Here is an 18,686-nt window from a genome sequence, read left to right on the forward strand (position 1 = left end):
CGGACGTGGCAGCAGGGCTTGTGTTGTAGTGAGCGGGCTTGTCGAATCGTCGCACTGCCCGCTCACCACAATTAAGTGCGCTCGCCACAGAGAGTTTCATGAAGCCTTCTACCCACCTGTTCACTCCCGCCTTCGGTCTCGGCAACCCTCACCTGCAAACGCTGTGGGGGCCGCTGTGGCGCCCAACTACCCATATCGAACGCCAACGCGAACGCCTGTGGCTGAAAGATGGCGACTTCCTCGATCTCGACTGGCACGGCCCACATGACGCGCAAGCACCCTTGGTGCTGGTGCTGCATGGGCTGACCGGTTCCTCCAACTCGCCCTATGTGGCCGGCCTGCAAAAAGCCCTTGCCGCGCAAGGCTGGGCCAGCGCCGCGTTGAACTGGCGTGGATGCTCGGGCGAACCGAACCTGTTAGCGCGCAGCTATCACTCCGGCGCGAGCGAAGACCTGGCAGCGGCCATTGCCCACCTGCGGGCCAAGCGACCGTTGGCGCCGTTGTATGCCGTGGGTTACTCACTGGGCGGCAATGTGCTGCTCAAGCATTTGGGGGAAACCGGCGCGGCATCGGGGCTGCAAGGCGCCGCGGCGGTGTCGGTGCCGTTTCGTTTGGACCAATGCGCGGACCGTATCGGCCTGGGCTTTTCGCGGGTTTACCAGAAGCATTTCATGCGCGAAATGGTGGCGTATATCCGCGTCAAGCAAAGCCGCTTTCTGCAGGATGGTCGGGCGGACGGGCTGAAAACCCTGGAAGCCCTTGGCTCATTGGAGAAAATGCGCACGTTCTGGGACTTCGATGGCCGGGTCACTGCGCCGTTGCATGGTTTCTTGAGTGCCGAGGACTATTACCGCCGCGCGTCGAGCCGCTATTACCTGGGCGGCATCCAAACGCCCACCTTGATCATCCAGGCGGCTGATGACCCGTTTGTGTTTGCCCATAGCCTACCTGAGGCGAGTGAACTGTCGGCGTGCACTGAGTTTGAGCTGACAGCCAAAGGTGGGCATGTAGGTTTTGTCGACGGTTCTCTCAAACAGCCAAGCTATTACCTGGAACGCCGGATTCCCGCCTGGCTGCTGACGCAAACCACACCGCACCTGTAGGAGCACGGCTTGCCGGCGCCTACAGGGGTTGTGTGTTCAGTCGCCCGTGGCGATTTCACGCTGTGGATCGGTAATCCACTCACTCCACGACCCTGCATACAATTTACCCAATGGGTAACCCGCCAGGCTCAGGGCAAACAGGTTGTGGCACGCCGTCACGCCCGAACCGCAATACGCCACCAGATCTTCCGGTGAGCGCCCCTGCAATTGGGCGGCGAAACGTTGCTTGAGCTGCTCAGCCGGCAGGAAGCGGCCGTCAGTGCCGAGGTTTTCATTGAACGCCGCGCACTGCGCACCCGGGATGTGCCCGGCAATCGGGTCGATGGGCTCCACGTCACCGCGAAAGCGCGGCTGGGCGCGGGCATCGATGAGGGTCAGCCCGGGTTGGCCCAGGCGTTTTTGCAGGTGTTCAGCGTCCAGCACCAGGCGATTGTCCGGCGTGCCGATAAATGTACCCGGCTCAACCACCGGCGCGTCCAGGCTCAACGGAAACCCCGCCGCATGCCAGGCCTTGAGGCCGCCATCCAGGATAAACACGCCGTCACGCTTGCCCAGCCAGGCCAGCAACCACCAGGCACGCGCGGCATAAGCTCCGGGGCCGTCGTCGTAGAGCACCACGTCGGTGTCGGCATTGACGCCCCAGGCCCGTAATTGCTCGGCGAAGGTGTTGGCGTCCGGCAACGGGTGACGGCCAGTCACGCCCTTGGTCACCGGCCCGCTGAGGTGGCGTTCCAGGTCGGCATACTGCGCGCCCTCGATATGCCCTTCGGCATAGCTGCAGAGTCCGTAATCCGGGTCTTCCAGGGCAAAACGGCAATCCAGGACCACCACCCCATCGGCCTTCTGGCGCTCGGCCAGTTGCTGGGGGCTGATCAATTGGGCAAGCGGCATGACGGACTCCTATGAACGATTCGGGAAAGGTCCTACTTCACTTCTTCCAATGCCTGATTTAAAGGCACGTAAAATTCCTTGAACAAAGCATCCACTGCTTCTTTTGCCTGGGGCGTGACAAAACCCGCCTCCAGCACCAGCACCTGATACACACCGCGCTTGATCGCCTCGGCGCTCAGGTGGGCCGAGTTCTCATTGGTGGTGCACAAAAACCGCACCCAAGAGGTGAGGATGATCCAGGCATTGAGGGTCAGGGCTTCGGTTTGCACCGGGTCCATATTGAGGATGCCGGCGTCAACAAACCCTTGGTAGATAGCCCCACCCTGGGTCAGGCAGCGCTGGGAAAAACGCCGGTAGCCGGTGGCCAGTTCCGGGTCGCTTTCCAGCAGGTGTTCGAGGTCGCGGTGCAGGAAACGGTAGCGCCACATGCCAGCCAACACGGCCTGCAGGTAGAAGCGTTTGTCTTCGACCGTAACAGCGCGGCCTTGGGGTGGGCGCAGGAAACTGTCCACCAGGGCTTCGTATTCACGAAACAGTACGGCGATGATCGCCTGCTTATTGGGGAAGTGGTAGTACAGGTTGCCCGGCGAAATTTCCATATGGGCGGCAATGTGGTTGGTGCTCACACTGCGCTCGCCCTGCTGGTTAAAAAGCTCCAGGCTGGTTTGCACAATGCGCTCGCTGGTCTTTACTCGTGGTGCCATAGGGAATCAGCTTCTGTACACGTGATGGGGCATCTTACGGACTATTCTTGCAGGGATAAATCCGCACGTAGGCGTAATGACATTTGACAATTTAGAGTAATGACTCTAAAAATCCAGGCAGACCAATAACAATCGGGAACGCCGCCATGTCTGCCAACGTTGCCTACCTGCAAGATTCCCAGGCGCTGGATCAACTCCAAGACCTGTTCGACACCCAGCGCCGTGCCTACGCGGCCAACCCGATGCCGCCGGCGGCCCAGCGTCAGCAATGGCTCAAGGCCCTGCGCGACCTGCTCAGCGACGAGCGCCAGGCGCTGATCAACGCGATCAGCCAAGACTTCAGCCACCGTAGCGCTGACGAAACCCTGTTCGCCGAACTGATGCCCAGCCTGCATGGCATTCACTATGCCAGCAAACACCTCAAGGGCTGGATGAAACCTTCACGACGCGCTGTCGGCATTGCCTTCCAACCCGCCTCGGCCAAAGTCATCTACCAACCCTTGGGCGTGGTCGGGGTGATCGTGCCCTGGAACTACCCACTGTACCTGGCCATCGGCCCACTGGTCGGCGCACTCGCCGCCGGTAACCGGGTGATGCTCAAGCTCAGCGAATCCACCCCCGCCACGGGCGAGTTACTCAAAGCGTTGCTGGCGAAGATCTTCCCCGAGGACCTGGTGTGCGTGGTGCTGGGTGAAGCCGAAGTCGGCATGGCCTTCTCCAAGCTGCCCTTCGATCACCTGTTATTTACCGGCGCCACCAGCATCGGCAAGCACGTGATGCGTGCGGCGGCCGAACACCTCACCCCGGTCACCCTGGAGTTGGGCGGCAAGTCGCCCGCCATCGTGTCTGCCGACGTGCCGCTCAAGGACGCCGCCGAACGTATCGCCTTCGGAAAAGCGCTGAACGCTGGGCAAACCTGCGTGGCACCCGACTACGTGCTGGTGCCGGAGGATCGCGTCGAAGGTTTTGTCGAAGCCTACACCCAGGCCGTTCGCGGGTTTTATCCAAGCCTGGTCGACAACCCGGACTACACGGCGATCATCAACGAACGACAACTGGCCCGGCTCAACGCCTACGTCAAGGACGCTACCGACAAAGGCGCCACCCTGATTCCGCTGTACGACCAAGGCCAGGCGCGGCGCATGGCCCATAGCCTGTTATTGAATGTCAGCGATGACATGACCGTGATGCAGGACGAAATCTTCGGCCCGGTGCTGCCGATCGTGCCCTATCGCGGCATCGACCAAGCCTTTGCCTACATCAACCAACGCCCTCGCCCACTGGCCCTGTATTACTTCGGCTACAACAAGGGCGAGCAGGATCGTGTGCTCCACGAAACCCATTCCGGCGGTGTGTGCCTGAACGACACGCTGCTGCATGTGGCCCAGGACGACATGCCATTTGGCGGCATCGGCCCGTCGGGCATGGGTCACTACCACGGCCACGAAGGCTTCCTCACCTTCAGCAAAGCCAAGGGCGTACTGGTGAAACAGCGCCTGAACGCTGCGAAGCTGATCTATCCGCCCTACGGCAAAGCCATCCAGAAGTTGATCCAGAAGCTGTTTGTCCGCTGACACCGCCACCCACGGGATAACAATAACAATGAACCCTAGCCTGACTGAAACACCTGCGCTGTCGCGGCGCGGCGTCTTGAAAATCGGCCTGTGCGCCAGCGCCTTCCTGGCCACCGCCGGGTTGGGCGCCAGCCTGAGCGGTTGCTCCAGCAGCACCCCGGCCAGCGGTTTTGCCATGTTGCGCAGCAGTGACCTGCCGTTCTTGCGCGCTGTGATCCCGGTGTTGCTCGAAGGCGTGGCCAGCGCCCAGGAAGTCGCCAGTGGGATTGAAGGCACCCTTAAAAAGCTCGACTTCAGCCTGCAACGCCTGTCGCCGGAGATGTTCAAGCTCACCCAGCAGTTGTTCGACGTACTCGGCATGGGCATCACCCGAGGCCCGCTGACCGGTATCTGGGGCAGTTGGGAAAACGCCAGCAGCGAACAGATCGGTAACTTCCTGCACCGCTGGGAAAACAGCTACCTGAACCTGCTGCGCATGGGCCAGGGCTCGCTGCTCAAGCTGGTGATCATGGCCTGGTACTTCCAGCCCGCGTCCTGGGCCCATTGCGGCTACCCCGGGCCACCGAAGATCTAGCCTTGATAACCCGATCAAAAATGTGGGAGCGGGCTTGCTCGCGAAAGCGGTGGATCAGCCACACCTTTATCGACTGACACGTTGCATTCGCGAGCACGCCCGCTCCCACATCGACCACAACTTCGTACAAAAATAAGAGTGCACTCCTATGCCCGTACCCGACCTGTTCCGCGACGGCATGGCCCGTGGCTGGAAAACCCACAATGGCGCCGCCCTCGACAACGACCTGACCCTGGAGGCCGACGTCGTGATCATCGGCAGCGGCGCCGGAGGCGGTACCACTGCTGAAATTCTCAGTGCCGCGGGCTACAAAGTGCTGCTGATCGAAGAAGGCCCGCTCAAGACCAGCAGCGATTTCAAGTTGCTCGAAGACGAGGCCTATACCAGCTTGTACCAGGAGGGCATCGGCCGCATGAGCAAGGATGGCGCGATCACCATCCTGCAGGGCCGGGCCGTGGGCGGCACCACGCTGATCAACTGGACATCGAGCTTTCGTACCCCGGACGCCACCCTCGCCCATTGGGCCAGCGAATACGCCGTGAAGGGCCACAGCAGCGCGGAGATGGCGCCCTGGTTCGAAAAAATGGAGCAACGCCTGGGCATCGCGCCCTGGGCCCTGCCGCCCAACCCCAACAACGATGTGATCCGCAAAGGCTGCGAGAAGCTCGGTTACAGTTGGCACGTGATCCCACGGAACGTGCGCGGCTGTTTCAACCTGGGTTACTGCGGCATGGGCTGCCCGGTCAACGCCAAGCAGTCGATGCTGGTGACCACCATTCCCTCCACCCTGGAAAAGGGCGGCGAACTGCTCTACCTGGCCCGCGCCGAACGCCTCAACTACAGCGGCGACACCATCAACAGCCTGGAATGCGTGGCCATGGACACCCTGTGCGTAGCGCCGACCGGACGCAAGATCACGGTGAAGGCCAAGCATTACGTGCTCTCGGGCGGCGGCATCAACAGCCCGGCGCTGCTGATGCGCTCAGACGCGCCCGACCCACATTCGCGGCTGGGCAAACGCACCTTCCTGCACCTGGTGAATTTCTCCGCCGGGTTGTTCGACGAGGTGATCAACCCGTTCTACGGCGCGCCGCAGTCGATCTATTCCGACCATTTCCAGTGGCAGGACGGCACCACGGGCAAAATGTCGTACAAGCTGGAGGCCCCGCCCCTGCACCCGGCGTTGGCCAGCACCCTGCTCGGCGGCTACGGCACCCAGAACGCCCTGGACATGAGCCAGTTGCCCAACACCCACGCGATGCTGGCGCTGCTGCGCGACGGCTTCCACCCCGACAGCCCGGGCGGCAGTGTGGAGTTGCGCGGCGATGGCACGCCGGTGCTCGACTACCAGGTGTCGGACTACGCCTGGGATGGCTTGCGCCGTGCGTTCCACAGCATGGCCGAGATCCAGTTCGCGGCGGGCGCCAAGTCGGTCAAGCCGCTGCATCACGATGCGCGCTACGTCAAAACCCTGGGTGAAGCCCGCACGATGATTGACGACCTGAACCTGGAACTGCATCGCACGTGCCTGGGCAGTGCCCATGTGATGGGCGGTTGTGCCATGGGTGACGACCCGAAAAACGCAGTGGCCGACAGCCTCGGTCGGCACCACCAACTGCGCAACCTGTCGATCCACGATGGCTCTTTATTCCCCACCAGCATTGGGGCCAACCCACAATTATCGGTGTACGGTTTGACTGCCCAACTGGCGACAGCATTGGCCGAACGTCTGAAAACAGCATGAAAAAACACGGTATTCGCCATGTCTATACTGCTTTCTTCTGCATAAGTTGACTTTCCCGACCGGGATGGCTGCGATACCATCCGGTTCCCCAACGGACTCCGCCAGGACGACGCGATGAACCGAGTGTTGTACCCAGGTACCTTCGACCCGATTACCAAAGGCCATGGCGATCTGGTCGAACGTGCCTCACGCTTGTTCGACCATGTGATCATCGCGGTCGCAGCCAGCCCCAAGAAAAACCCGCTGTTTCCCCTGGAACAGCGCGTGGAGCTGGCGCGTGAGGTCACCAAACACCTGCCCAACGTGGAAGTGGTCGGTTTTTCCACGCTGCTGGCGCATTTCGCCAAAGAGCAGAACGCCAATGTATTCCTGCGCGGCCTGCGCGCGGTGTCGGATTTCGAATACGAATTCCAGCTGGCCAACATGAACCGCCAACTGGCGCCGGACGTGGAGAGCCTGTTCCTCACCCCGTCGGAACGTTACTCGTTCATTTCCTCGACGTTGGTCCGTGAGATCGCCGCTTTGGGCGGAGATATCACCAAGTTCGTGCATCCGGCTGTAGCAGATGCACTGACGCTGCGCTTCAAGAAGTAACACCGTTCAATCGGCGCCTGCTCGCACTGCGGGCGCCAATGCGGCACAATTGCGCGCATTAGTTTTCAGATGCCTTGGCTGACAGCCCTGGCAGGAGTTTCCATGTCCCTGATCATCACCGACGATTGCATCAACTGCGACGTCTGCGAACCCGAGTGCCCGAACGCCGCGATTTCCCAAGGCGAAGAGATCTACGTGATCGACCCCAACCTGTGCACCCAATGTGTCGGCCACTATGACGAGCCGCAGTGCCAACAGGTGTGCCCGGTGGATTGCATTCCGCTGGATGAAGCCCATCCGGAGACGGAAGAGCAGTTGATGGAGAAGTACCGCAAGATTACCGGCAAGGCTTAAGGGCCTCTTCGCGAGCAAGCCCGCTCCCACAGTTGACCGAGTTCCAATATGAGAATGCGGTCGAATGTGGGAGCGGGCTTGCTCGCGAAGGCGGCATCAGCCATCACACAAGATCAGCTCTGGCACTTGGGGCAAAACACACTCGCCCGTTGCCCCAGCACCACATTGCGCAACTCGCTCCCGCAAACCTTGCACGCCTCGCCACCACGGCCATAGACGAACAATTCCTGCTGGAAATACCCCGGTTGCCCGTCGCCACCGATAAAGTCCCGCAACGTGGTACCGCCGCGCTCGATGGCAGCGGCCAGCACGCGTTTGATCTCAATCGCCAGCTTCAAGTAACGCCCGCGCGAAATGCCGCCCGCAGCCCGACGCGGATCAATCCCCGCCGCAAACAGCGCTTCCGTCGCATAGATATTGCCCACGCCCACCACCACCGCGTTGTCCATGATGAACGGCTTCACCGCCATCGACTTGCCACGGGACAGTTGGAACAGGCGCTCGCCATCAAACAGGTCGGTCAACGGCTCCGGCCCCAGGCGTAGCAACAGCTCGTGGTTGTGCGGGTCCTGGCTCCAGAGCATGGCGCCGAAACGCCGCGGGTCGGTGTAGCGCAGGGCCATGCCCGATTCCAGCTCGATATCCACATGCTCGTGTTTGGCCGCCGGCATGCCGACCTCCACCAGTCGCAAGTTGCCCGACATGCCTAAATGGCTGATCAAGGTGCCTACTTCGGCATTGATCAACAGGTACTTGGCCCGCCGCTCCACCAGCACGATGCGCTGGCCGGACAGGCGCACATCGAGGTCTTCCGGAATCGGCCAGCGCAGGCGCCGTTCACGCACTACCACACGGCTGACCCGCTGGCCTTCCAGGTGCGGCGCGATTCCGCGCCGGGTGGTTTCGACTTCTGGCAACTCGGGCATGTGTACCTCTTGAAGAAAGGGTCAGTGGGCGCCCAGCTCGCGGATCGACAACTTCATGCTTTCGAAGTCGTAGTCCGACAGGCCCACGTAGTCCAGCACCAGATGGCCGATGGCATTCCACTCATGGTCCACCGCCTGGTTGCCCAGCACGCGATAGGACGAGCAGATGTGCTCGGCCATTTTCAGGATCGCCAGCAGGTTCTTGAGCTGCGAATTGCGCGACGACTCATCGCTGAACACCGCCAGGGCGTTGTGGTGGTTGGCGATGGCGTCGGTCACATGCTCCGGTAGGCGCCAGGACTTGGCGGTGTAGTAACCCACCACGGCATGGTTGGTGTTGAACGCGTTGTTCTCGGTGTCGACCACGCGGCAGTCGGGGCCGGCGTTGGCGTAGGCCTGCTCCAGTACCGACATGTAATTGGGGAAACGCTTGAGCATCAGCGGCACGCCGCAATCGTGGAACAGGCCCAGGGCATAAGCCTCGTCCACCGCCTGGGCGCCGGTACGCTTGGCCAGGGTGAGGCAGGTCATCGCCACATCCTGCGCGGTGTCCCAGAAGCGGTTGAGGGTGACGATGGTGTCGTCGCTCATTTCGCCCTTGATCGACAGCGCGTTGATCAGGTTGATGATCGAGCGGCTGCCCAACAGGTTCACGGCACGCTGGATCGAGGCAATCTTGTTGCTCAGCCCGTAATACGACGAGTTGACGATCTTCAGCAGCGCACCGGAGAGGCCCGGATCCTGGGAGATCAACCGGGCGATCACTTCCAGGTCCGGGTCGGGCATGTATTGCTCCATCTGCAAATCCACCATGATTTGCGGCTGGGGCGGCACGCTGATGCCTTGCAGGGCCTGTTGGATCTGTTCGGAAGAAAGCTCTTGGGACATAAGTACATACTCTGGGCTAGGCGGGGATTCTAACCCCTAAGCAAACCTGACCGACACCCAAATGCCCGATTGAAATCGGACTAAATGTGGGAGGGGGCTTGCCCCCCGATTGCATCACCGCCGTACGTCAGATACACCACGCCGCCTGCATCGCGGGCAAGCCCACTCCCACATGAACCGCGCCGCAACAGGTATACTCCCGCTCTTTTTTCCGGAGCGACGTCATGTCCCTGCCAAGCCTGCGTCTCAAAGCCAACGCCGATCGTCGTTTGCGCAACGGCCACCTGTGGGTCTATAGCAACGAAATCGACGTGGCCGCCACCCCACTTCACGGCTTCCAGGCGGGCGACCAGGCCATCCTCGAAGCGGCCGGCGGCAAGACCCTGGGCATCGTGGCCATGAGCCCGAACAACCTGATCTGCGCGCGCCTGCTGTCGCGCGACATCAAGTTGCCGTTGGACAAGTCGCTGCTGGTGCACCGCCTGAACGTCGCCCTGTCCCTGCGCGACCGCCTGTTCGACAAGCCGTTCTACCGCCTGGTCTACGGCGATTCCGACCTGCTGCCAGGCCTGGTGGTCGACCGTTTCGGCGACATCCTGGTGGTGCAGATCGCCTCGGCGACCATGGAGGCGCATAAAGAAGACGTGATCGCCGCCCTGACCCAAGTGCTCAAGCCGAGCGGCATCCTGTTCAAGAACGACTCCGCCGCGCGCGACGCCGAAGGCCTCAACCGCTACGTCGAAACCGTGTTCGGCCTGGTGCCGGAGTGGGTTGCGCTGGAAGAAAACGGCGTGAAATTCGAAGCCCCGGTGATCCAGGGCCAGAAAACCGGCTGGTTCTACGACCACCGCATGAACCGCGCACGCCTGGCCCCGTATGCCAAAGGCAAACGCGTGCTGGACCTCTACAGCTACATCGGCGGCTGGGGCGTGCAAGCCGCGGCCTTCGGCGCCAGTGAAGTGTTCTGCGTCGACGCCTCCGCCTTCGCCCTCGACGGCGTGGAGCGCAATGCCGCGCTGAACGGCTTTGCCGAGAAGATGACCTGCATCGAAGGCGACGTGTTTGAAGCCTTGAAAGAACTGAAAGCCAGCGAAGAACGCTTCGACGTGATCGTCGCCGACCCACCGGCCTTCATCAAACGCAAAAAAGACATGAAGAACGGCGAAGGCGCCTACCGCCGCCTCAACGAGCAAGCCATGCGCCTGCTCAGCAAGGACGGCATCCTGGTCAGCGCGTCGTGCTCCATGCACCTGCCGGAAGACGACCTGCAAAACATCCTGCTGACCAGCGCCCGTCATTTGGATCGCAATATCCAGATGCTGGAGCGTGGCGGCCAGGGTCCGGATCATCCGGTGCACCCGGCGATTGCAGAGACGCGTTACATCAAGAGCATTACGTGCCGGTTGTTGCCAAACAGCTAAAGCCAAGCACAGATAAAAATGTGGGAGGGGGCTTGCCCCCGATAGCCGTGTGTCAGCCAGCTAATATGGGGCTGACACTACGCAATCGGGGGCAAGCCCCCTCCCACATTTGTTTGGTGGTTGCCGTAAAGGCTTTCCTACCCAAGCAAGCCACGTCAATTCAGGAAGTTTCTCTCAACGCTTTTGATTGAATTCCACTTTTCGCAGACTAGTATCCGTTTCTGGTTTTACTCCGGAAAACAAAAACAATGTCTCGGCCCTACCTCTCCCGCTTCATCCTCATCACCTGCATTTCATTGATCAGTTTCTTTCCGATCAATATTCTCCTGCCCTCATTCCCTGCCCTGGCGGCCCGATTCGACACGCCAAGCGCAGACGTCGCGCTGTCCATCAGCCTGTTCACCCTGGTCTTTTCCATTTCTCAACTGATCACCGGCCCGCTGTCGGACAAATGGGGGCGCAAGGAAGTCCTGCTCGGGTGCATTACGCTGTCGATCCTGGGTGCCCTCGGTTGCGCACTGGCGACGGACTACCTGACCTTCCTGCTGTTTCGCAGTGTCCAGGCCATGGGTTGCGGGTTCTTCGTACTGGGCCACGCACTGGTGGAAGACCTGTTCGAGGAGCAAGACCGCGCTCGCGTGCGCCTTTACTACATGACCCTGAGCGGTTCATTCGTTGCGCTGTCGCCGTTGATCGGCTCCTGGCTGCAAACCACCTTCGACTGGCAAGGCAGCTTTTATGGGTTCGCCGTAATGGCACTGGGCATGTTGATCCACGCCCTCTGCATCCTGCCGTCCAAGTCCGCCAGCCCACACCGCACGCCGGTGTCGATCATCGGCACACTGAAAGCCGTCGCCCGTAATCGCGACTTCCTGCGCTACTGGTGGATCGCCGCACTGGTATTCGCCTGCTACTTCGCCTTGATCAGCGTGACACCGCTGATTTTCATGGACGCGCTGAAGCTCTCCGAATACCAGTACGCGTTGGTGTTGATGGTCTATGGCGTGGCCTACTTGCTTGGCGGCGTTGCGGCCTCGTACCTGCAAAAGCGGATTTCGCTGTCCCGGCAAATCAATATCGGCCTGGGGCTGCTGCTCGTCGCGGGCGTGCCGTTAACACTGATCGTCAGCCTGGATGCCATCACCCCTGTGACGTTGCTCATCCCGATGCTAATCAGCGCCCTGGCCGTGACCCTGGTTCGTCCGGCGGCGATTTCTGCGGCAATGTTGCTGTTCTCAAGCAGTGCAGGTACTGCTGCCTCGGCGGGCAACAGCATCATGTTCCTGACCGCCGCAGTCAGCAGTGCCGTCCTGGCGCAAACCGGGTCCAACCTATTGATCACCATCGCCATGAGCTTCATCGTCTTTAGCCTGTGGGGTTGGCTGACCAATGCCCGAACTGGACGCTAAGCGACTGTAGGACCCCGCTTGCCGGTTCCTACCGTGGGTCGTGCGCCTCCCGCACGTCCCGTAAGCGCTATCTTCACGGTTGCGGCCATTCCCTCTCGCCGCCAGCGGTGTAGAATCGACGCTATTCATCGCCAGTCATCCCCCGGCGGGTTTATGAGCTCGAGGCCCAAGCACGCGGCGATCCCGCGACGCGAGTGGCAACTTCCGGACACACGGCCATTTCTGAGTGTTCCAGACGTCAATAGAAGCTCACTCCCCATTGATACCGATTAGCCGCCCGGAGTGCTCCAATGCCTGATTACCGCTCGAAAACATCCACCCACGGCCGCAACATGGCCGGCGCGCGCGCACTGTGGCGTGCCACGGGGATGAAAGATGACGACTTCAAGAAGCCGATCATCGCGATTGCCAACTCATTCACCCAGTTCGTACCCGGCCACGTCCACCTCAAGGACCTGGGCCAACTGGTCGCCCGCGAGATCGAACGCGCCGGCGGTGTCGCCAAGGAATTCAACACCATCGCCGTGGATGATGGCATCGCCATGGGCCATGACGGCATGCTGTATTCCCTGCCGAGCCGCGAGATCATCGCCGACTCCGTGGAGTACATGGTCAACGCCCACTGCGCCGACGCCATCGTCTGCATCTCCAACTGCGACAAGATCACTCCCGGCATGCTGATGGCCTCCCTGCGCCTGAACATCCCGGTGATCTTCGTGTCCGGCGGCCCGATGGAAGCCGGCAAGACCAAGCTCGCCTCCCACGGCCTCGACCTGGTCGACGCCATGGTCATCGCCGCCGATTCCAGCGCTTCTGACGAGAAGGTCGCGGAATACGAGCGCAGCGCTTGCCCAACGTGCGGTTCGTGCTCCGGCATGTTCACCGCCAACTCGATGAACTGCCTGGTGGAAGCCCTGGGCCTGGCCTTGCCGGGCAACGGTTCCACCCTGGCCACCCACAGTGACCGCGAGCAGCTGTTCCTGCAGGCCGGCCGCACCATCGTCGAGTTGTGCAAGCGTTACTACGGCGAAAACGATGAGTCGGTGTTGCCGCGCAATATCGCCAACTTCAAGGCGTTCGAGAACGCCATGACCCTGGACATCGCCATGGGCGGTTCCACCAACACCATCCTGCACTTGCTGGCCGCGGCCCAGGAAGCCGAGATCGATTTCGACCTGCGCGACATCGACCGCCTGTCCCGTCATGTGCCGCAACTGTGCAAAGTCGCGCCGAATATCCAGAAGTACCACATGGAAGACGTGCACCGCGCCGGCGGGATCTTCTCGATCCTCGGTTCGCTGGCCCGTGGCGGCCTGCTGCACACCGACCTGCCGACCGTGCACAGCAAGTCCATCGCCGAAGGCATCGCCAAGTGGGACATCACCCAGACTGACGACGAAGCCGTGCACACCTTCTTCAAGGCAGGCCCAGCGGGTATCCCTACGCAAACTGCGTTCAGCCAGTCGACCCGTTGGGACACCCTGGACGACGACCGTGAAAACGGCTGCATCCGCAGTGTCGAGCACGCCTACTCCCAAGAAGGCGGCCTGGCCGTGCTGTACGGCAACATCGCCCTGGATGGCTGCGTGGTGAAAACCGCCGGTGTGGATGAGTCCATCCACGTCTTTGAAGGCCGCGCCAAGATCTACGAAAGCCAGGACAGCTCGGTTCGCGGCATCCTCGCTGATGAAGTGAAGGAAGGCGACATCGTGATCATCCGCTACGAAGGCCCGAAAGGCGGCCCGGGTATGCAGGAGATGCTGTACCCGACGTCCTACCTGAAATCCAAGGGGCTGGGCAAAGCTTGCGCTCTGCTGACCGACGGCCGTTTCTCCGGTGGTACGTCGGGCCTGTCCATCGGCCACGCTTCGCCAGAAGCCGCTGCCGGCGGCGCGATTGGCCTGGTGCAGGATGGTGACAAGGTGCTGATCGACATTCCGAACCGTTCGATCAACCTGTTGATCAGCGATGAAGAACTGGCCGCGCGCCGGGTTGAGCAGGACAAGAAAGGCTGGAAGCCGGTCGAGAAGCGTCCGCGCAAAGTCACCACTGCGTTGAAGGCCTATGCCCTGCTGGCCACCAGTGCCGACAAGGGTGCTGTGCGCAACAAAGCGATGCTCGACGGCCTGTAAGCCTCGCGCATAAAAAATGCCCCGCCAAGTGCGGGGCATTTTTTTGCCTGATCAAAACCTTCAGGGCACTCAAGATCAAAATGTGGGAGCGGGCTTGCTCGCGAATGCGCAGTGTCAGTTGACGCTTCATTGACTGATCCAACGCATTCGCGAGCAAGCCCGCTCCCACATAAGGCTATGCGTAATGGCTCAGAATTGGGGGGTGTAGGTCATGGTGAACATCACATTGCGCGGGTCGCCATAGTAGTTGCTGCCCCAGTTCGCGTTGTAAGCCGGGATGTAGTACTTCTTGTCGAACATATTGTTCAGGTTCGCCGCGACGGTGAATTCCTGGTTGATCTTGTAGGCCACCCGCGAATCCCAGAGGGCATTGCCGGGCACGCTGAATGTGCGGTCATAGGCGACGGTGCTGCTTTGCGCGGTCACACCGGCGCCGACACTGACGTTGCTCCAGTCCCCCGGCAACTGGTAGTCACCCCAGACCTTGAGCAGGTGCTTGGGCGTCCAGGTGCTGAAGATCTTGCCTTCGTAGGTGTCGTCCTTGATGAATTTGGTGGTGTTGTAGGTGTAGCTGGAAACCAGTTGCAGGCCCGGCAGCACCTCACCGCTCAAGGTGGCCTCGAAGCCCTGGCTGCGAACCTTGCCGGACGCGAGCGAGCAGTACCAGCCGCCACAAACCTTGCCGCCTTGCAGATCTTGAGCCGCACGGTTTTCCTGGTCATAGCGGAAGACAGCAAACGAAGTATTGAGGCGGCCATCCGCCAGTTCGCCCTTCAGGCCCAGCTCGTAGTTCTGGCCCTCAATGGGCTTGAGCACGGTCAATGAGGTGGTCAGGTTGGTTTGGGGCTCAAAGGCGTCGGTATAGCTGGCATAGGCCGACCATTGCTCGTTGAGCGCATAAACCAGACCGGCGTAGGGCGTGACGTGACCATTGCTTTGCGTGGTGCTGCTGGTCGGCTCGCCGTACACCCCCCTGGCACCGCTCTCGTCCTGATAGGAATAGTCATACCAACTGGTGCGCGCACCGAGGATCAACGTCAGCGGGTCCAGTACTTGGACGCGCCAGGTGCCATAAATCCCCTTCTGGCGAATGTCATACCAGCTCTTCGTCGCATTCCCTGCCTGGAACAACTGGTTCTTGTCGCGCTGCGGACGGTTGTGGTCGATGTTGAAGATATCCGCCCCCGGCGTCGCCGCGCGCGCCCAGAAATCATCCGTGGTGAGTTTGGAATAGTTGGCGCCCAGCACCATCTCCTGCCGCAACCCCAGGCCTTCGAACTTGCCGTCGACATACACGTCCACACCGCGACTCTTGGTATTGAAGTCAGTGACCCAGTCCACGTAGCGCACGGTGCCGGTGTCACCGGGATTGGGGATGGTGTCCCACGTGGCCTGGTAGGTCGCGTCGTTGTGTTCATCCATGGCCACCAGAGCGGCCTTCACTTTCCAGTCATCGTTGAAGCGATGCTCGATATCGGCAAATACCTGGGTCTGGTTATTGACGTTGCGGTTCCAACTGGCGCCGACAAAGGTCGAGCGCGACAGGCCGATATCGCTGCCGTTGGCGTACCGGGGCAGCGACATGAAGTTGGGCCGCGAGTGCCCTTTCTGGTTGCTGATGCCCACGCCGACGGTGGTGTCTGGCGTGAAGTCGTAGTCCACCGCGGCATAGACCGTCTGGTTCCAACCGCCGGCGTAATCGACAAAAGAATCGGTCGTGTCGTAGTCCGCCACAAAACGGCCGCGCAAGGTGCCTTCGGTATTGAGCGGGCCACCCGCATCCACTTGTGTGCCGTAGTGGTCCCAGGAACCGGCCTTGGCAGTGATGGTGACAGTCGGCGCCTGTTGCCCGCGCTTGCGCACCAGGTTCATCGTGCCACCGGGGCTGTTCGCGCCCTGCAGCAAGGCGGCCGGCCCACGCAGGGTTTCCACGCGATCATAGATCGCCATGTTTTCGGTGAGGTAGCTGCCCAGCGCGTAGGTGTTGCGCGGGATGCCGACGCCGTCGTACTGCAGGGTGCCGACCTCAAAACCACGGGAGAAGATAAACATGCCAGGGCCAGGGGACTTGGTCGCCGTCAGGCCGGGGGTGCGCTTGACCACTTCGGACAACTTGGTGGTGTTCTGGTCGTCCATCTGCTTGCGGGTCATGACGCTGACCGATTGCGGGATGTCCTTGAGCTTTTGCTCGCCTTTGCCGAGGGTCACGGCACCGGTGGTGTAGGAGCCGGTGCCTTCGGTGGTCGCCCCCAAGCGTTCAGCGCTGATGGTGGTGGCACCGACTTCGAGGGCGCCACCGGTGTCCACGCGTTTTTCCAGGGTGACGGTATCGGCGTTGATAAACGCCGCGCTCAGCCCAGTGCCGCCGAGCAGTTGCCCCAAGGCTTCACGTTGGCCCAGATTGCCACTCACCCCCGGCGACACCACCCCTTGGGTCAATTCACCACTCACCAACACCTGCACCCGCGTCACCGCCGAAAACGCCGCCAGCGCACCGTCCAGGCTCTGCCCTGGAATATCAAAACGGTAGGTCTGTGCCTGAGTGGTCTCGGCGGCCTGCAAGTACAGCGGTGCGGTGCCGCAGGCCAAGGAAATGGCCAGTGCCAGCAAGGGCTGTGCGGCGAATCGGTGTGCCATGGATGGTGCTCCCCGGTGCAAAAAGTCTGTGATCGGCGCCGCACTACTTGAGAGTGCTTACTATTTACGCCTCAGTGATCAAGGACGATGGCTTGCGGAGAAACCCTGAAACTATTTTGAGAAAGTTGCAGTCAGGACGCTTTGCCTTCGCGCAGCACCAGTAAATACGGGGTGTAATGCTCGGCGTGCAGGTTGAGGGTGTATTCCAACGCCTTGATCACGGCGTCGGGTTTGTCGATCTCGAACACGCCGGACACCACGCGATTGCGCAGCGCCTCGCCCAGCACCAGAGTCTTGCCGGGCCAGTAGCGATTCAACTCGCTGACCACTTCCGACAGCGGTTGCTGGCGAAACACCAGTTGCCGTTGCCGCCAGGCAAAGCCGCTCGCCGGATCAAAACCGTGGACATCGGCCAGCCGCTGCGCCTGATACTCCACCGCCCGCCCCGGCTCCAGGTACACCGGCTCACCACTGCCCGCACTGACCTGTACCTTGCCCTGCGCCACCTGCACCCGTGTCTGCGCATCACGCCGCGCGACGCTGAATTGGGTGCCGACTACCTTGACCCAGCCATCCCCGGACTGCACCACGAAGGGTCGCGCCGGATCTTTGGTCACGTTGAAAAAACCTTCACCGCGCAATAGACGAATCTGACGCTCACCGCCGCTTATGCGCACTTGCACGGCGCTGTCAGTATTGAGTTGCAACTGTGAGCCGTCGGCCAATTCGACGGTGCGCGATTCGCCGGTGCCCGTGGCGTAGTCCGCGCGCAGGCGGTCGAGCCAAGGCGTGTTCTGCACGGTCAACCCCACCGCCAGCAGCACCGCGGCGGCGCAGGCCCAACGTCGCGCGGGCTTGCGCCAGGCGGCCTGCTCGGCGCGGCGGATGACCCGGGCCGGTTCTCGCAAACCACCCAGCATCGCCTGCACTTCCTGCCAGGCATCGTCCTGGGCCTGGCCCTGCCCCAGCCAGGCGGCGAAGGCGTCCAATTCGGCAGGTGTCACGTCCTCGGCCTGCAGGCGGAAGTACCAGGCGGACGCTTCTTCGAACAACGCGTCGCCAGTGGGTAAAGCAGTCATGACCGACGTCCTCGAGTGTCGCAGGCGAGCCGCGTCTTGATATAGGCGCGGCATTCAATCAAGGCGCGACGCAGTTGGTATTCCACGCTGCGCGGGCTGATCGATAGGCGATCGCCAATCTCGCGGTAGGAAAGTTCGTCGACATGATAAAGCAGGAAGATCTGCCGAGTCGCTTCGGGCAGCGACAGGATAGCGTCCTGCATGAGTTGCTCCTGCTGGTAGGCGGCCAGTTGCTCGTCAGCACCTGGGTTGCCACACGGCAGCTCTTCGCTGGGCTCGCCGGCATCCAGACGCTCGCGGCGGATGGCCTGGCGCTGGTGATCGCGCACCAGGTTGCTGGCGATGGTAAAGAGGAAGGCTGGGAGGTTGTCGATCTTCTCGCCGGAGTCCAGCCGCGCCAGGCGCAGGAACGACTCCTGGGTCAGGTCGGCGGCCACCTGGGCGCTGCCGGTGCGGCGAGTGACGAAGGCTTCGAGGGCTTTCTTCTGCTCCGCGAACAGGCGCGCGATCTGCGAATTCCAGGAGGGCACAGCACTACCTTGAGAAGAACGGAGGGTTCAGGAAGTGCGCACGCTAGCAGAGGATGAGATTGGTTCGCAATTGATATCTATTTTTGCCGACCTCGGTAGGAGCCGGCTCGCCGGCGATGACGGCCT

Annotated in this window: 16 protein-coding genes; 9 read left to right on the plus strand and 7 right to left on the minus strand. The window is 61.3% G+C overall.

Translation table 11 applies throughout. From position 1 onward, the window contains the following. Positions 1–98: 98 nt before the first annotated feature. On the plus strand, positions 99–1,103 hold the full coding sequence (locus KUA23_RS28390) for a hydrolase (RefSeq protein WP_252993186.1): 1,005 nt from the start codon (positions 99–101) through the stop codon (positions 1,101–1,103). A gap of 36 nt (positions 1,104–1,139) precedes the next feature. Here the strand turns inward: KUA23_RS28390 and KUA23_RS28395 are convergent, their stop codons facing one another. Both KUA23_RS28395 and KUA23_RS28400 read right to left on the minus strand, forming a co-directional pair. Then, complete coding sequence (locus KUA23_RS28395; protein WP_099493130.1) at positions 1,140–1,994, minus strand: sulfurtransferase; 855 nt, start codon at positions 1,992–1,994, stop codon at positions 1,140–1,142. Between the two features lie 32 nt (positions 1,995–2,026). Next, on the minus strand, positions 2,027–2,698 hold the full coding sequence (locus tag KUA23_RS28400) for a TetR/AcrR family transcriptional regulator (RefSeq protein ID WP_016976019.1): 672 nt from the start codon (positions 2,696–2,698) through the stop codon (positions 2,027–2,029). A gap of 146 nt (positions 2,699–2,844) precedes the next feature. Between KUA23_RS28400 and KUA23_RS28405 the strand changes: the two genes are divergently transcribed. The 5 genes from KUA23_RS28405 to KUA23_RS28425 all read left to right on the plus strand — a co-directional run bounded on the left by KUA23_RS28405 (position 2,845) and on the right by KUA23_RS28425 (position 7,538). Further along, positions 2,845–4,272, plus strand: a complete 1,428-nt coding sequence (locus KUA23_RS28405; RefSeq protein WP_252993187.1) for a coniferyl aldehyde dehydrogenase — start codon at positions 2,845–2,847, stop codon at positions 4,270–4,272. 28 nt (positions 4,273–4,300) lie between these two features. Next, entirely contained in the window at positions 4,301–4,846 is a 546-nt protein-coding gene (locus KUA23_RS28410; RefSeq protein WP_078050578.1) for a twin-arginine translocation pathway signal protein, read from the plus strand. 148 nt (positions 4,847–4,994) lie between these two features. Then, on the plus strand, positions 4,995–6,590 hold the full coding sequence (locus KUA23_RS28415; protein ID WP_078050579.1) for a GMC family oxidoreductase: 1,596 nt from the start codon (positions 4,995–4,997) through the stop codon (positions 6,588–6,590). A 114-nt stretch (positions 6,591–6,704) separates the two neighbouring features. Then, positions 6,705–7,184, plus strand: a complete 480-nt coding sequence (gene coaD / locus KUA23_RS28420; RefSeq protein ID WP_003176711.1) for a pantetheine-phosphate adenylyltransferase — start codon at positions 6,705–6,707, stop codon at positions 7,182–7,184. 102 nt (positions 7,185–7,286) lie between these two features. Then, positions 7,287–7,538 (plus strand): YfhL family 4Fe-4S dicluster ferredoxin, encoded by a 252-nt coding sequence (locus KUA23_RS28425; RefSeq protein ID WP_003195146.1) that lies wholly within the window; start codon positions 7,287–7,289, stop codon positions 7,536–7,538. Positions 7,539–7,651: 113 nt separating this feature from the next. On the opposite strand, the gene mutM is transcribed toward KUA23_RS28425, so the two are convergent. Both mutM and KUA23_RS28435 read right to left on the minus strand, forming a co-directional pair. Then, positions 7,652–8,464 (minus strand): bifunctional DNA-formamidopyrimidine glycosylase/DNA-(apurinic or apyrimidinic site) lyase, encoded by an 813-nt coding sequence (mutM, locus tag KUA23_RS28430; RefSeq protein ID WP_028618324.1) that lies wholly within the window; start codon positions 8,462–8,464, stop codon positions 7,652–7,654. A gap of 21 nt (positions 8,465–8,485) precedes the next feature. After that, positions 8,486–9,298, minus strand: coding sequence for an HDOD domain-containing protein (locus tag KUA23_RS28435; RefSeq protein WP_177409538.1), 813 nt, complete (start codon positions 9,296–9,298; stop codon positions 8,486–8,488). Positions 9,299–9,576: 278 nt separating this feature from the next. Here KUA23_RS28435 and KUA23_RS28440 point away from each other — a divergent pair, with 278 nt between their 5' ends. The 3 genes from KUA23_RS28440 (at position 9,577) to ilvD (ending at position 14,314) form a co-directional block, all read left to right on the plus strand. Then, on the plus strand, positions 9,577–10,773 hold the full coding sequence (locus KUA23_RS28440) for a class I SAM-dependent rRNA methyltransferase (protein WP_003195152.1): 1,197 nt from the start codon (positions 9,577–9,579) through the stop codon (positions 10,771–10,773). Positions 10,774–11,021: 248 nt separating this feature from the next. Continuing rightward, on the plus strand, positions 11,022–12,182 hold the full coding sequence (locus KUA23_RS28445) for an MFS transporter (RefSeq protein WP_252993188.1): 1,161 nt from the start codon (positions 11,022–11,024) through the stop codon (positions 12,180–12,182). Positions 12,183–12,472: 290 nt separating this feature from the next. After that, entirely contained in the window at positions 12,473–14,314 is a 1,842-nt protein-coding gene (ilvD, locus tag KUA23_RS28450; RefSeq protein ID WP_078050582.1) for a dihydroxy-acid dehydratase, read from the plus strand. A gap of 189 nt (positions 14,315–14,503) precedes the next feature. On the opposite strand, the gene KUA23_RS28455 is transcribed toward ilvD, so the two are convergent. The 3 genes from KUA23_RS28455 to KUA23_RS28465 form a co-directional block, all read right to left on the minus strand. Further along, on the minus strand, positions 14,504–16,951 hold the full coding sequence (locus tag KUA23_RS28455; RefSeq protein WP_252993189.1) for a TonB-dependent siderophore receptor: 2,448 nt from the start codon (positions 16,949–16,951) through the stop codon (positions 14,504–14,506). Positions 16,952–17,082: 131 nt separating this feature from the next. Then, positions 17,083–18,030 carry a FecR family protein gene (locus KUA23_RS28460; RefSeq protein WP_099493136.1) on the minus strand — a complete coding sequence of 316 codons (948 nt, stop codon included), beginning with the start codon at positions 18,028–18,030 and terminating at the stop codon, positions 17,083–17,085. Then, positions 18,027–18,560, minus strand: coding sequence for an RNA polymerase sigma factor (locus KUA23_RS28465; RefSeq protein ID WP_252993190.1), 534 nt, complete (start codon positions 18,558–18,560; stop codon positions 18,027–18,029). The genes KUA23_RS28460 and KUA23_RS28465 overlap by 4 nt, the downstream gene beginning before the upstream one ends. Between the last annotated feature and the right edge of the window lie 126 nt (positions 18,561–18,686).

The sequence above is a fragment of the Pseudomonas pergaminensis genome, assembly GCF_024112395.2.
GTDB classification, from domain to species: domain Bacteria; phylum Pseudomonadota; class Gammaproteobacteria; order Pseudomonadales; family Pseudomonadaceae; genus Aquipseudomonas; species Aquipseudomonas pergaminensis.